This window comes from Comamonas aquatilis (genome assembly GCF_965139575.1).
GTDB lineage: Bacteria > Pseudomonadota > Gammaproteobacteria > Burkholderiales > Burkholderiaceae_C > Comamonas > Comamonas aquatilis.
This window is the reverse complement of record NZ_CBCSIW010000009.1, coordinates 1-13,009: the sequence shown is the minus strand read 5'-3', so window position 1 is coordinate 13,009 and position 13,009 is coordinate 1. Positions and strand designations below refer to the sequence as shown.

The window sequence follows — 13,009 nt, the reverse complement described above, 5'->3', positions numbered from 1 at the left end:
GATTGCCATGAGTACCCCAGCCCCACTTTCCATCAGCATGCACCCGGCCGACAACGTGGCCATCATTGCCAACGACGGTGGCCTGCCGGCCGGCACCGTGCTGCCCGGCGGCCTGGTGCTGGTTGACAAGGTGCCGCAGGCGCACAAGGTGGCCCTGGAAGACATTCCCGAAGGCGGAGCGGTGCGCCGCTACAACGTGGTCATAGGCTATGCGCTGCAATCGATTGCGGCCGGTAGCTGGGTGCATGAACGCCTGCTCAAAATGCCTGGTGCGCTTTCGCTGGAAGGTCTGCCCATTGCCACGGTCAAGCCGCCCGCAATGGAGCCGCTGACGGGCTATACCTTCGAGGGCTATCGCAATGCCAACGGAACGGTGGGTACGCGTAATATTCTGGCCATTACCACCACGGTGCAGTGCGTGGCCGGAGTGCTGGACTTTGCCGTGCAACGTATCAAGACCGAGCTGCTGCCGCGCTATCCGAATGTCGATGACGTGGTGGGCCTGGAGCACAGCTATGGCTGCGGCGTGGCCATCGATGCCGTGGGTGCCGAGATTCCGCAGCGCACGCTGCGCAACATCAGCCACAACCCGAACTTCGGCGGCGAGGTGATGGTGGTCAGCCTGGGCTGCGAAAAGCTGCAACCCGAGCGGCTGTTGCCGCCGGGCAGCTTTCCCATCATCGATGAACGCCAGTCCCCACAAGACGGTGCGTTGGATGTGGTGTTCCTGCAGGACGAGGCCCATGTGGGCTTTATGTCCATGATCGACTCCATCATGGCGCGTGCCAAAGTCCATCTGGAGCGCCTCAACGCGCGCCGCCGCGAAACCGTGCCCGCCAGCGCTCTGGTCGTGGGCGTGCAGTGCGGCGGCAGCGATGCCTTCAGCGGCGTCACGGCCAATCCTGCCGTGGGCTTTTGCACCGATCTGCTGGTGCGCGCCGGCGCCACCGTGATGTTCAGCGAAGTGACCGAGGTACGCGACGGCATAGACCAGCTCACCTCGCGGGCCTCCAGCTCTGAAGTGGCCGAAGCCATGATCGCGGAAATGGCCTGGTACGACGCCTACCTGGACAAAGGCAAGGTGGACCGCAGCGCCAACACCACGCCGGGCAACAAAAAAGGCGGTCTCTCCAACATCGTCGAGAAGGCCATGGGCTCCATCATCAAGAGCGGTACCGCCCCCATTACGGGCGTGCTGTCGCCGGGCCAGCGGCTGGCAGATCGCGGCATTGAACGCGGCCTGGTCTATGCCGCCACGCCGGCCAGCGACTTCATCTGCGGCACCTTGCAGCTGGCTGCGGGCATGAATCTGCATGTCTTCACCACCGGCCGGGGAACGCCTTACGGTCTGGCCCAGGTACCGGTGATCAAGGTGGCCACGCGCAGCGACCTGGCGCGGCGCTGGCATGACCTGATGGATGTCAACGCCGGTCGCATTGCCGATGGCGAAGCCACGATAGAGGACATAGGCTGGGAAATGTTCAGACTGATGCTGGATGTGGCCAGCGGCAGGAAAAAGACCTGGGCCGAACAGTGGAAGCTGCACAACGCGTTGGTGCTGTTCAACCCCGCGCCCGTGACCTGAAAGGCGTTTCTGAAGGGTCGAGTCGCCTCTGGACTGCTCGTCGGCGTGGACTGACAGGTCAATATCGGTGATTGACGACACAATGCCGCATGGCACTACAAGTTTCTATATGGAAGCAGCGACTCGAGCGCTGGAGTCGACCTGTTCAACCTCTGATAGACGCCGTACAGCTGTGGCTGCAGGCCGATGGTCTGCGCATGAGTGCGGCGATGTCCTTCTACGGCATTCTGAGCCTGGCGCCGCTGTTGCTGGCGGTGGTGGGCTTGTTGGGCTGGTGGCTGGATCGCAGCTATGTGGAGAACACGCTGATCAGCCAGGTGCAGGCGGTGGTGGGCGAGCGTGTGGCACAGGTGATTCAAGGCGCGCTGTCCAGCGCCCAGAATTCGGGCGAGGGTACTCTGGCCTCGGTGCTGGGTTTGGTAATGATGCTCTCGGGGGCGACCGGCGTGTTTGTGGAGCTGCAGGCCTCGCTGGACAAGCTGTGGTCCATGGGCGAAGAGCCCGTGCCCCAGACCCGCGCTGCTTGGTGGAGCATGGCGGTCTCGCGCTTGCGGGGGCTCAGCTATGTGGCCGGTTTGGGCTTTTTGCTGCTGGTGTCCATGCTGCTGTCCACGGCCATCCAGATGGTCACCAAATGGGCCAGCGAAGAGCTTCAGTTGGTGCCCATGGGCCCGCTGCTGGGCTTGGTCAATGAATTGGTGTCCCTGGGCATCTCGGTGCTGTTGTTTCTGGGCTTGATGCGTATGGGCGCCGGCATCAAACCGTCCATGCGCTATCTGCTCATGGGGGCCATGACAGGTGCTGTGCTGTTCACTCTGGGCAAGCAGGGCCTGGCCTGGTATCTGTCCACGGCGGCCGTGGTTTCTGCCTACGGCGCGGCGGGCTCACTGGTGGTGGTGCTGATGTGGTTTTACTTCACCTCGGCCATCTTGCTGTTTTCGGCCGCTACGGCCAAGGCCTGCAGCAAAGCCGGGCTGAGGTTCAGACGGCCTTTTGCCTCGCAGGCTGGTGCACCGGCAACTGTCGACCCCCAAGCCTTGCCCAAGACCGCAGGCGAGAATATTTAAAAAGCCACGTCGCCAATCTTGCGAACAAGAAGGCGAGCGTGGCTTTTGTCAGGGCCGGGCCGAGGCTGTGCTCAGCCTGGAGCTTTACTTTTCCACAAACGCGCGTTCAACCACAAAGTCGCCAGGCGTGGTGGTGTTGCCTTCCTTGAAGCCGCGGTGTTCCAGCAGCTCCTTGAGTTCAGCCAGCATGGCGGGGCTGCCGCAGAGCATCACGCGGTCGGTCTCGGGGTTGAGATCGGGCAGACCGATGTTTTGCGGGAAGGTGCCGTTGTTGATCTGGGTGGAGATACGGCCATGGTTGCGGAAGGGCTCGCGCGTCACCGTGGGGTAGTACACCAGCTTGTCCTTGATGATGTCGCCCAGCAGCTCGTGCTCGGGCAGCTCTTTTTCCAGCAGTTCCTGATAGGCCAGTTCGTTGACATGGCGCACGCCATGCACGATCACGACCTTCTCGAAGCGCTCATAGGTCTCGGGGTCGCGGGCGACGGACAGCCAGGGCGCCAGACCGGTGCCGGTGCCGATCATGTACAGATTCTTGCCGGGCAGCAAATAGTCGATGAGCAGCGTACCGGTGGGCTTTTTACCCACGATGATGGTGTCGCCCACCTTGATGTTCTGCAGCTTGGAGGTCAGCGGGCCGTCGGGCACCTTGATGGACAGAAACTCCAGGTGCTCTTCGTAATTGGGGCTGGCAATCGAGTAGGCGCGCAGCAAGTTCTTGCCGTCCACCTTCAGGCCAATCATGGTGAAGTGACCGTTGGAAAAACGCAGCGAGGTGTCGCGTGTCGTTGTGAAGGAGAAAAGACGGTCAGTCCAGTGATGGACGGACAGCACGCGTTCTTCAAGAAAAGCACTCATGATCGTCTGACAAAAAAAGACTTTGGAGCAGGACGGGCCTGCAGAGAAAATGCCCGGCATTCGCCTGGGGGCGGGCGGTGGCGGAGCGCCAGCACACAAGCGGTGGCTGACGCGGTAGCTGCCGGTTGCCAAGCGGGACTAGCTACATATTGTCCGGCAATATGGTCTTAAACGGGTACATTGCTCGCCAATGTCTTGATACTGAATAGTGATAAGGAGAATGACGATGGGTTTTCACATGCGCTGGATGACTCCGGCATTGGCCCTGGCCGCTCTTCCTGCCTGGCAATCTGCCGCCGCGCAGGGCGTGATCAAGATTGGCGAAATCAATAGTTACAAAGCCCAGCCTGCCTTTCTGGAACCCTATAAAAAAGGCATGGAACTGGCGGTGGAGCAGGTCAATGCCGCAGGCGGTGTGGCGGGCAAGAAGCTACAACTGGTGGTGCGTGACGACAACGCCACGCCGGGCGATGCCGTGCGCGCCGCCGAAGAACTCTACAGCCGCGAAAAGATCGACGTGCTCACCGGCAGCTTTCTCTCGCATGTGGGGCTGGCGCTGACGGACTATGCCAACCAGAAAAAACGTTTCTTCCTGGCGTCCGAGCCGCTGACCGACAAAATCGTCTGGGCCAATGGCAATCACTACACCTTCCGTCTGCGCGGCTCCACCTATATGCAGACAGCCATGCTGGTGGAGGAAGCACTCAAGCTCAAGAAAAAGCGCTGGGCCATCGTCTACCCCAACTACGAATACGGGCAGTCGGCCGTCGCCACCTTCAAGAAGCTGATGAAGGAAAAGCAGCCCGATATCGAGTTTGTGGCCGAGCAGGCGCCGACGCTGGGCAAGATCGATGCCGGCTCCGTGGTGCAGGCCTTGGCCGATGCCAAGCCCGATGCAGTCTTCAACGTGCTGTTTGCCACCGATCTGGGCAAGTTCGTGCGCGAAGGCAATACCCGAGGCCTGTTCAAGGGCCGCGAAGTGGTGGGCTTGCTGACGGCCGAGCCCGAATACCTGGACCCGCTCAAGAAGGAAGCCCCCGAGGGCTGGACGGTGACCGGCTATCCCTGGTATTCCATCAACACGCCCGAGCATGCCGCCTTCCTCAAGGCCTATCAGACCCGATTCAAGGACTATCCGCGCCTGGGCACCATCGTGGGTTACAACGCCATCCAGTCGATTGCTGCGGGTCTGCGCAAGACCGGTGGCGACCCCGATACCGAAAAGCTGATTGCAGCCTTCAAGGGCCTGGAAGTGGCCACGCCTTTTGGCCGCATCACCTACCGCGCCCAGGATCACCAGTCCACCATGGGCGCCTATGTGGGCAAGACGGCTTATGACGACAAGCTCAAACGCGGCGTGCTGGTCAAATACCGCTATGCCGATGGCAAGGACTATCAGCCTTCGGACGAGGAAGTGAAGAAGCTGCGACCCGCCGCAGCGAACTGACGTGCTGGGGTGAAAATTCTTGCGAAAATACACAGGCCACCCCGCGAGGGTGGCTTTTTTCATACCTGCAGGGAGTGAGTTGATGACAAGGGGAGACGCAGCATGAGCGCATCCGGCCTGCTGGCCCAGTTGCTCAACGGCCTGGCCAGCGCATCGTCGCTGTTTCTGGTGTCGGTGGGGCTGTCACTGATTTTTGGCGTCACCCGCACCATCAACTTTGCCCATGGCTCGTTCTACATGCTGGGTGCCTTCATGGCCTACAGCAGCGTGGAGGTGCTCTCGCCTTATATCGGCTTCTGGCCTGCGCTGCTGTTGGCCCCGCTGGCCTGCGCAGTGTTGGGCGCCATCACCGAGATACTGCTGCTGCGCCGCATCTACAAGGCGCCCGAGCTGTTTCAGCTGCTGGCCACGTTTGCCCTGGTACTGGTGATCAAGGATGCGGTGCTTTGGCTGTGGGGGCCCGAGGAGTTGTTCGGTCCGCGCGCTGCCGGTTTCGAAGGCTCGGTGGCCATTCTGGGGCGTGAGTTCCCTACTTACGATCTGCTTTTGATAGCGGCTGGCCCCATGGTTTTGCTGGGTCTGACGCTGTTGCTGACCAAGACCCGCTTCGGCACCCTGGTGCGTGCCGCCACGCAGGACAGGGAAATGGTCGGCGCACTGGGCGTGAACCAGGCCTGGCTGTTCACGGCCGTATTTGCCCTGGGCACGCTGCTGGCGGGTCTGGGCGGTGCGCTGCAGCTGCCGCGCGAGCCGGCCAGTCTGGAGATGGACATGCTGACCATTGGCGCGGCCTTTGTAGTGGTGGTCGTGGGCGGCATGGGCAGCATTCCGGGAGCGTTTGTGGCCGCGCTGTTGGTGGCGGAATTGAAAGCCGTCTGTATCTGGCTGGGCGTGCAGCAGATTGCCGGCGTGGAAATCTCGTTTTCCAAGCTCACCCTGGTGGTGGAGTTTCTGGTCATGGCCGTGGTGCTGGTCTGGCGGCCCTGGGGCCTGCTGGGCAAGCCCCAGGCGCTGGCCCGTAGCGGTGGCGAGCCCGAACTGCCGCTACGCAGCGCAGGCCGTGGTGCGCGTGCGGCGTGGCTGGGCTTGCTGCTGGCCTTGGTCCTGCTGCCTCTGGTGGCTGGTGAGGCCGGCGGCTACAGCACCGTGCTGCTGACGGATATCTTTATTGCCGCGCTGCTGGCGGCCAGTCTGCACTTCATCCTCGGCCCTGGCGGCATGCATTCCTTTGGTCATGCGGCTTACTTTGGCCTGGGTGCCTACGGCGCGGCACTGCTGGTGCGCACGCTGGATTTGCCGCTACCTGCCGTGCTGCTGTTGGGGCCCCTGGTGGCGGCGGCCGGTGGACTGCTCTATGGCTGGTTCTGCGTGCGTCTGTCCGGCGTGTACCTGACCATGCTGACGCTGGCGTTTGCGCAGATCAGCTGGGCCATCGTCTTTCAGTGGGATGCGCTTACCGGCGGCAGCAACGGCCTCACCGGCGTGTGGCCGCCGGAATGGGCATCCCATGGTGCGGTCTTTTACTGGCTGGCGCTGGCGGTCTGCGCTCTGGGCATATACCTGCTGCGGCGTCTGCTGTTCTCGCCGCTGGGCTATGCCTTGCGTGCCAGCCGCGATTCGGCGCTGCGGGCCGATGCCATCGGCATAGCTGTGCGTCGCGTGCAGTGGACGGCGTTTGTCATTGCGGCCTGGTTTGCCGGGCTGGCCGGTGCGCTGTTTGCCTTCAGCAAGGGCGGCGTGGCGCCCGATGCCATGTCGGTCACCAAATCCGTCGATGCGCTGGTCATGGTGCTGCTGGGTGGCGTGCAGACGCTGGCCGGCCCCGTGGTGGGTGCGGCGGCCTTTACCTGGCTGCACGATACGGTGGCGCGCAACACCGAGTACTGGCGTGCGCTGATGGGCGCCATCATGCTGGCCCTGGTGCTGCTGTTTCCTCAGGGGATTTCAGGGTTTGCGCAGATGCTGTGGGCGAGAGTAGCTATGAAAAAAGCGCAAGGAGCCCAGCCATGAGCCTGTTGCAAGTGCAAAACATCAGCAAGGCCTTTGGCGGCGTGAAGGCGGTGCAGAACATCTCGTTCGCGCTGCAGGCCGGCGAGCTGCTGGCCCTGATAGGCCCCAATGGCGCGGGCAAGACCACCACCTTCAACCTGGTGGGCGGGCAGTTGGCCGCCGACAGCGGTCAGGTGCTGCTGGGCGGCAAGAACATCAGCGGGCTGGCGCCGCGCGCCATCTGGCGGCTGGGCGTGGGGCGCACGTTTCAGATTGCCCAGACGTTTGCCTCGCTGACCGTGGTGGAGAACGTGCAGATGGCGTTGCTGTCTGCCGACCGCAAGATTTTCAGCTGGTGGCCGCGTGCGGCCGGCCATCGCCGCAGCGATGCCCTGGCGCTGCTGGAGCAAGTCGGCATGCAGGCCCAGGCCGAGCGCCCTTGCAGCGAACTGGCTTACGGCGATGTGAAGCGTGTGGAGCTGGCCATGGCACTGGCGCACGACCCGCAATTGCTGCTGATGGACGAGCCCACGGCCGGCATGGCACCGGGCGAGCGCGTGGCCTTGATGCAGCTGGCGCGGCGCATTGCACGGCAGCGTCAGATGGGCGTGCTGTTTACCGAGCACAGCATGGATGTGGTCTTCGGCCAGGCCGACCGCGTGGCCGTGCTGGTGCGCGGCCAGTTGCTGGCCGAAGGCACGCCGCAGCAGATTCGGGCCGATGCCAGAGTGCAGCAGGCCTACCTTGGCACGGGCTTGGTATTGGAAAAACAGAAGTGAATCAAAACCATAGCAGCTCCCGCATGATGGACATAGGCCAGAGCCAGAAATTGCTTGAAATCGAAGGCCTGAACGCCTGGTATGGCGCGGCCCATATCCTGCATGGCGTCAGCCTGAGCGTGGGGCGCGGCGAAGTCGTGGCGCTGATGGGGCGCAATGGTGCGGGCAAATCCACCACGCTCAAAAGCATTGCTGCACTGGTGCCGCGTCGGGAGGGGAAGATCCGCTTCATGGGCCAGGCCATCGATAAAAAAGCCTCGCACCAGATTGCGCAGCGCGGCCTGGGCTATGTACCCGAGGACCGGCGCATTTTTACCGAGCTGACGGTGCTGGAAAATCTGGAAGTCGGCCGCCAGAAGCCGCGCCAGTGGCCGGATGGAACGGCTCTGCCGCACTGGACGCCTCAGAAGCTGTTCACCCTGTTTCCCAATCTGGGCGAAATGCCGGATCGCCTGGGCGGCCGCATGAGCGGCGGCGAGCAGCAGATGCTGTCCGTGGCCCGCACGCTGATGGGCCAGCCCTGCCTGGTGCTGCTTGATGAGCCCTCCGAAGGCGTGGCGCCGCTGATCGTGGAGCAGATGGCGCGCACGATTTTGGAGCTCAAGGCCCAGGGCATTGGCATTTTGCTCAGCGAGCAAAACCTGCCGTTTGCCGAAGTGGTGGCCGACCGCGCCTATGTGCTGGAAAAAGGCCAGATCGTGCACCAGGCCAGCATGGCGGAGCTGGCGGGTGACGACGCTATTCGCCAGAAGTATTTGGGTGTTTAAAAAGCGAGGGAGAAGCGTTGATGAGTGGCCTGCAAATTGTGTACGTCCTGACCAACCCGGCCATGCCGGGTCTGGTCAAAGTTGGAAGAACCACATTAGAAGAAGTCGATGGCCGGATGAAACAGTTATTCAGCACAGGGGTGCCTGTGCCGTTTGACTGTGCTTTTGCCTGCCGCGTCCCCAATTCGGCTGAGGTTGAAAAAGCGCTGCATCACGCTTTTGGCAATGTTCGCGTCAATACCAACCGAGAGTTCTTTCGCATCGAAGCTGATCGCGTCATTTCCATCCTCAAACTGCTGCATGTGGAAGATGCGACGCAAGAAGTTGAAAGCGTCATTGAAGCCGATGCGACAAAGGCAGATTTGCTGGCGGCAGAAAGCATGAAAAAGCGTCGCCCGCGCATGGATTTCGCAGAGTTGCAGATCCCCGTTGGCAGTGTTCTTTTACACAAAAATGGCGTAGCACAAGTAACCGTTTTCGGTGCGAAGACAGTGCAATACGAAGGCCAGGAGTGCTCCTTAACTTCTGCCACACGCAAGGTGCATGGTCTTGCGGACAGCTATCCACTTCAGCCCTCGCCTTTCTGGTCTTTCAATGGAAAAACCGTGCAGGAAATTTACGAAGATTGGTATGCAGAGCTAGAGGCGGAATAAGCTGGCTCACTCCACCACCACGGGCGAAAACTCCGGCGGTGCGCCAAACCAGGCACGGGGCGAGGGCGGTTGTGCGCCATCCACATCCTGCACGCCGTACTGACTGGCCAGCTCGGCGGTGTAGAAGGTGCGGCCCGAGCGGGCCTCCAGGCAATCCGGGTCGCCATGCAGGGCCAGCACCACACGGCCTATGAATTGCGGCGTTTCGGCCGTGTCGAAGCTGTTGCCGTATTTGTCGGGTGAGGCGGCGCAAACGCGCTCGGAGCGTTCGGTCCTGACCAGGCCCGGCCAGAGCGAGACCACGCTCACGCCGTGGGGCTTGAAGTCATGGGCCATGTCAAACGTCATCTTGTCGGTGCCGGCCTTGCCGGCGCCATAGGCCGGACCGTGCATATAGCAGCGGCTGCCGGCAGAAGAGATATTGATGACCAGACCGCTTGCCGCCAGCAGCAGATCGGCAGCGAGATGGCAGGTCACATAGCTGGAGCGCAGGCCCACGTCCAGCAGCTGTGTCATGGACAGCGGCTTTTGCCAGAAAGGCGCGACTTCGATCAGCGCATCGGGAATGGCAATGGCGCTGTTGACCAGAATGTCGAGCTTGCCGTGCTCGCGGCGCACGCGCTCGAACAGGGCCTCCACCTGGGCATCGTCGCCATGGTCGCAGGCCACGGCAATGCCGGTGCCGCCGGCGGCGCTGACATCGGCCGCCGTCCGGCCCACGGTGCCCGGCAGGGGTGAATCGCCCTCCTTCACGCTGCGCCCCGTCACATAGACAGTGGCACCTGCCGCACCCAAAGCCAGGGCCACGCCCCGGCCCACCCCCCGGCTGGCGCCGGTGACCACGCATACCAATGCTGTTGTCATCCTGTCTCCTCGGTGTTTATGCAGGATGAATTTGGCTGATGTGCAGCCGCCGGGCTACGTCTGTCAGGACTAGGGGCTTTGTCTCGTTTAGCAGCAGAAATTGAAGCGAAATCTGCCTGAAGTCGAATCAGGACAGGCGCGTGGTGCTATGTATTTTGAATGCGCTTCAGGCGCGGTCTGGCTGCTTCCAGGCCTGTTCCAGCTCCTGGGCCAGAGTCTTTACCAGCTCGGCGGCAGGCATGGCGCGGGCCAGAGCTGCGCCTTGTCCGGCCCAGTGGGCGGCATAGTCGCTGCTGCCCTGGGCGCTGGCCGCCTGGTGCAGGGCCTTGCCCGCGTCATAAACCATGGGGTAGGCCGGCAGGGGCTGGCCATAGTCAAGGCCCAGCTGGTGCAGGCGGTTGAACATGCCGCGTGCGGGGCGCCCCGAAATGGCGGGAGTGATACCGGTGTGCAGCGCTTTTTCGCTTTGCAGCTCGGCCCGGTAGGCGGGGCTGGCGGCGGATTCGGGGCACAGAATGAACGCCGTACCCATTTGCACGGCGCAAGCGCCCAGCTGCATTGCGGCGGCAATGCCATTTCCATCCATGATGCCGCCAGCGGCCACCACGGGCAGGCGGCATTCGCGCGCCAGCAGACGCACCAAGGCCATCGTGCCCAGCAGCAGATCCTGCTCGGGCACAAAGGCGCCGCGGTGGCCGCCGGCTTCCATGCCCTGGGCCACGATGACATCCACACCGGCCTGTTCGATCTGCCGGGCTTCAGCCAGGCTGGTGGCACATGCCAGCGTGACGCTGCCTGCATCGCGCAAGGCATCTATAAAGCTTTGCTCGGGCAGGCCGAAATGAAAGCTGACCACCGCAGGGCGCAGCTGAAGCAGCATGGCTTGCAGCGCGGCATTGCCCAGCGCCGATTCGTAAATGCGGCGCAGGCCGGCCGGCGGCTGTGCGCTGAAGCGGGCGAACTCCGGTGCCAGGTACGTCAGCCACTCTGCCTCGCGTACCGGGTCGGCAGCGGCTTGCTGGTGGCAAAACAGGTTCACATTGACTGCTCGCGCGGTCAGAGCCTGCGTCTGGGCAATATGTTGTCTGGCCTGCTCCAGGCCATAGGCGCCTATGCCCACCGAGCCCAGGGCTCCGGCATTGCTGACGGCAGCGGCCAGCTGCGGTGTGGAGGTGCCCGCCATGGGGGCCTGAATAAGGGGATGCTGCAGACCCAGGCGGGTCATCCAGGGGGCAAGAGTGGTCATAGTCAATACTCGATCAAATCATGAGCGAAGAGTCTGCGCCGAGCGGCTGCTGGCCACCAGCAGCGAGCCCAGCAGCAGTGCGGCGCAACCCAGCACAAACAGCTGGCGGTAGCTGCCCGTGCTGGCGTAGATAAAAGCCATGAGATAGCCTGAGGTGGCTTGCAGCAGCGCAAACGCGGCCGTGGCATAGCCCCACATTTTTTTATGCTGGGCCGGGCCTATCAGCTGCATCAGATAGCCCGAGGTGATGGCCGCCATGCCGGGCGACAGGGCGCCGACCAGAAAGCCCGAGACCGCATGGCCGGCAAAGCCGGCCCAGACCAGCGGCAGACCTATGGCCACGGCTTTGAGGGCATAAGCTCCCGTGGTCGTGCCCCACCAGCCCCAGCGCGTGGCGCAAAAGGCTGCGCACAGCGGGCCGGCAATGGCGCCCAGACCGAAAAATGCCCATTGGGTGGCAGCATAAGCCGAGCCCTGCTGCAACTCGCGATCCAGATAGTCCACCCAGAACACGGTATGGGGCACAAAGCCAAAGGCATCGCAGGTATAGGCCAGAAAGACCAGCACCACGGCCATGCTCCACAGCGAGGTGGGTGGTGCAGCGGCCGTATGCGTGGGCGTGATGGCCACCGGTGCGGGCACGTGGATCTGGCGGGCGCAGCGCCAACCTGTCCACAGCGCCAGCACGCACAAGGCCGTCAGCGCCCACCACACAGCGCTCAGGCTGACGCTCGCAAACACCGGCCCCAGGGTGGCGGCCAGCAATGCTCCCACACCGATGCCGCAAAACATCAGCGGCCCCAGCGTGGCGCGGCGCTGGGGCAGGGCGGCGGACATGGCGACCGAGGGGCCCAGCACCATCAGCGTGGCCCCGGCAATGCCCGAGATCAGCCGCCAGACAAAGAACACCGCCATGGGCTGGGGCAGGCTGCAGCCGGCAAAGCTCAGCGCCACGGCAATCCAGCAGATCAGCAGCACGCGCACGGCGCCCATGCGTTCGGCCCAGGGGGCAGCGGCCAGGGCGCCAATCAGATAGCCCAGCAGATTGGCTGCGCCCAGATAGGCCACCTGCTCGCCGTTGAACCAGCCCGCATGCACCATTTGCGGCATCAGTGCCGTATAGGCAAAACGGGCCAGGCCCACGCCGCTGAGCGTGGCCATGAAGCCGGTCCAGAAAAGAGGCCATTCCTTGGGTTGAATCACGGGTCGTTTCTCTTAGAACGTGTTGACGATCTCTACGCAGCCGCGTTGAGGCGCAATCGGGATGAGTTCGAAGCGGTGTGGAGCAGCTTGCACCCGGGGTGCAAGTAAGCCGCAGCGCGAAGAAATCGCCCGATTTCGCTTCAACCCTTCGGGCCAGTGCCTTTGTGGGCGCCCGGCTAGGGGCGGTCTGCGTTGTTGCGGTCGCTTGCAAGGCAACAGCCTTGCTGCGCACCCGCGCCTAGCATCCCATCCCGCAAAGACACTGGCGCGGCGCCGAGGAGATCGTACACACGTTCTTACAGTGAGGACGCAAGCCTAAGCGCAGTGGTTCAATCATGTCCAATGATTCAAAATGATTGTTGATATCGTTTTATGAGATTGTGGAGCGCGCCATGCAACTCAAATCCCTGCGCATGTTCGATGCCGTCTGGGCGTTGTTGCATAAATCGCAGGCTAGGGTCAGGTAGCCTCGTGCGATGAGTCATTCCCCGCAGTCCAAACCTCGCTATCGCACCACCAACTGGAAGCAATACAACGCAGCGCTCAAAGCG

The 13,009-nt window shown here is 62.6% G+C and carries 12 protein-coding genes; 7 read left to right on the top strand and 5 right to left on the bottom strand.

What is annotated here, in order from left to right:
• The first annotated feature begins 7 nt into the window (after window positions 1-7).
• Together garD and ACNAZA_RS12440 are read left to right on the top strand one after the other, a co-directional pair.
• Entirely contained in the window at window positions 8-1,585 is a 1,578-nt protein-coding gene (garD, locus tag ACNAZA_RS12445) for a galactarate dehydratase (protein WP_415796886.1), read from the top strand.
• Between the two features lie 89 nt (window positions 1,586-1,674).
• Window positions 1,675-2,652: a YihY/virulence factor BrkB family protein gene (locus tag ACNAZA_RS12440; RefSeq protein ID WP_415796885.1), complete on the top strand. Its 978-nt coding sequence runs from the start codon at window positions 1,675-1,677 to the stop codon at window positions 2,650-2,652.
• Window positions 2,653-2,736: 84 nt separating this feature from the next.
• Here the strand turns inward: ACNAZA_RS12440 and ACNAZA_RS12435 are convergent, their stop codons facing one another.
• Window positions 2,737-3,510 carry a ferredoxin--NADP reductase gene (locus ACNAZA_RS12435; protein WP_415796884.1) on the bottom strand — a complete coding sequence of 258 codons (774 nt, stop codon included), beginning with the start codon at window positions 3,508-3,510 and terminating at the stop codon, window positions 2,737-2,739.
• 238 nt (window positions 3,511-3,748) lie between these two features.
• On the opposite strand from ACNAZA_RS12435, the gene ACNAZA_RS12430 reads away from it, so the two are divergent.
• The 5 genes from ACNAZA_RS12430 to ACNAZA_RS12410 all read left to right on the top strand — a co-directional run bounded on the left by ACNAZA_RS12430 (window position 3,749) and on the right by ACNAZA_RS12410 (window position 9,145).
• On the top strand, window positions 3,749-4,957 hold the full coding sequence (locus ACNAZA_RS12430) for an ABC transporter substrate-binding protein (protein WP_415797001.1): 1,209 nt from the start codon (window positions 3,749-3,751) through the stop codon (window positions 4,955-4,957).
• A 102-nt stretch (window positions 4,958-5,059) separates the two neighbouring features.
• A complete protein-coding gene (locus ACNAZA_RS12425) occupies window positions 5,060-6,967 on the top strand; it encodes an ABC transporter permease (RefSeq protein WP_415796883.1) in 1,908 nt (635 codons plus the stop codon).
• Window positions 6,964-7,725 (top strand): ABC transporter ATP-binding protein, encoded by a 762-nt coding sequence (locus tag ACNAZA_RS12420; protein WP_415796882.1) that lies wholly within the window; start codon window positions 6,964-6,966, stop codon window positions 7,723-7,725. The genes ACNAZA_RS12425 and ACNAZA_RS12420 overlap by 4 nt, the downstream gene beginning before the upstream one ends.
• Window positions 7,722-8,492, top strand: coding sequence for an ABC transporter ATP-binding protein (locus tag ACNAZA_RS12415; RefSeq protein ID WP_415796881.1), 771 nt, complete (start codon window positions 7,722-7,724; stop codon window positions 8,490-8,492). The genes ACNAZA_RS12420 and ACNAZA_RS12415 overlap by 4 nt, the downstream gene beginning before the upstream one ends.
• A gap of 20 nt (window positions 8,493-8,512) precedes the next feature.
• On the top strand, window positions 8,513-9,145 hold the full coding sequence (locus ACNAZA_RS12410; protein WP_415796880.1) for a GIY-YIG nuclease family protein: 633 nt from the start codon (window positions 8,513-8,515) through the stop codon (window positions 9,143-9,145).
• Between the two features lie 6 nt (window positions 9,146-9,151).
• On the opposite strand, the gene ACNAZA_RS12405 is transcribed toward ACNAZA_RS12410, so the two are convergent.
• From ACNAZA_RS12405 to ACNAZA_RS12390, 4 genes are all read right to left on the bottom strand, one after another.
• Window positions 9,152-10,009 (bottom strand): SDR family NAD(P)-dependent oxidoreductase, encoded by an 858-nt coding sequence (locus ACNAZA_RS12405; protein ID WP_415796879.1) that lies wholly within the window; start codon window positions 10,007-10,009, stop codon window positions 9,152-9,154.
• A gap of 166 nt (window positions 10,010-10,175) precedes the next feature.
• Window positions 10,176-11,255, bottom strand: a complete 1,080-nt coding sequence (locus ACNAZA_RS12400; RefSeq protein WP_415796878.1) for an NAD(P)H-dependent flavin oxidoreductase — start codon at window positions 11,253-11,255, stop codon at window positions 10,176-10,178.
• An 18-nt stretch (window positions 11,256-11,273) separates the two neighbouring features.
• Entirely contained in the window at window positions 11,274-12,458 is a 1,185-nt protein-coding gene (locus ACNAZA_RS12395; protein WP_415796877.1) for a YbfB/YjiJ family MFS transporter, read from the bottom strand.
• Window positions 12,459-12,805: 347 nt separating this feature from the next.
• On the bottom strand, window positions 12,806-13,009 hold a 204-nt coding region (locus ACNAZA_RS12390; RefSeq protein ID WP_415796876.1), incomplete at its 5' end, for a hypothetical protein.

Coding starts and splice junctions, on each gene's coding strand:
- ACNAZA_RS12440 (WP_415796885.1), top strand. CDS start 1,675: ATGGCACTACAAGTTTCTATATGGAAGCAGCGACTCGAGCGCTGGAGT.
- ACNAZA_RS12410 (WP_415796880.1), top strand. CDS start 8,513: ATGAGTGGCCTGCAAATTGTGTACGTCCTGACCAACCCGGCCATGCCG.
- garD (WP_415796886.1), top strand. CDS start 8: ATGAGTACCCCAGCCCCACTTTCCATCAGCATGCACCCGGCCGACAAC.
- ACNAZA_RS12420 (WP_415796882.1), top strand. CDS start 6,964: ATGAGCCTGTTGCAAGTGCAAAACATCAGCAAGGCCTTTGGCGGCGTG.
- ACNAZA_RS12405 (WP_415796879.1), bottom strand. CDS start 10,009: ATGACAACAGCATTGGTATGCGTGGTCACCGGCGCCAGCCGGGGGGTG.
- ACNAZA_RS12400 (WP_415796878.1), bottom strand. CDS start 11,255: ATGACCACTCTTGCCCCCTGGATGACCCGCCTGGGTCTGCAGCATCCC.
- ACNAZA_RS12430 (WP_415797001.1), top strand. CDS start 3,749: ATGCGCTGGATGACTCCGGCATTGGCCCTGGCCGCTCTTCCTGCCTGG.
- ACNAZA_RS12425 (WP_415796883.1), top strand. CDS start 5,060: ATGAGCGCATCCGGCCTGCTGGCCCAGTTGCTCAACGGCCTGGCCAGC.
- ACNAZA_RS12435 (WP_415796884.1), bottom strand. CDS start 3,510: ATGAGTGCTTTTCTTGAAGAACGCGTGCTGTCCGTCCATCACTGGACT.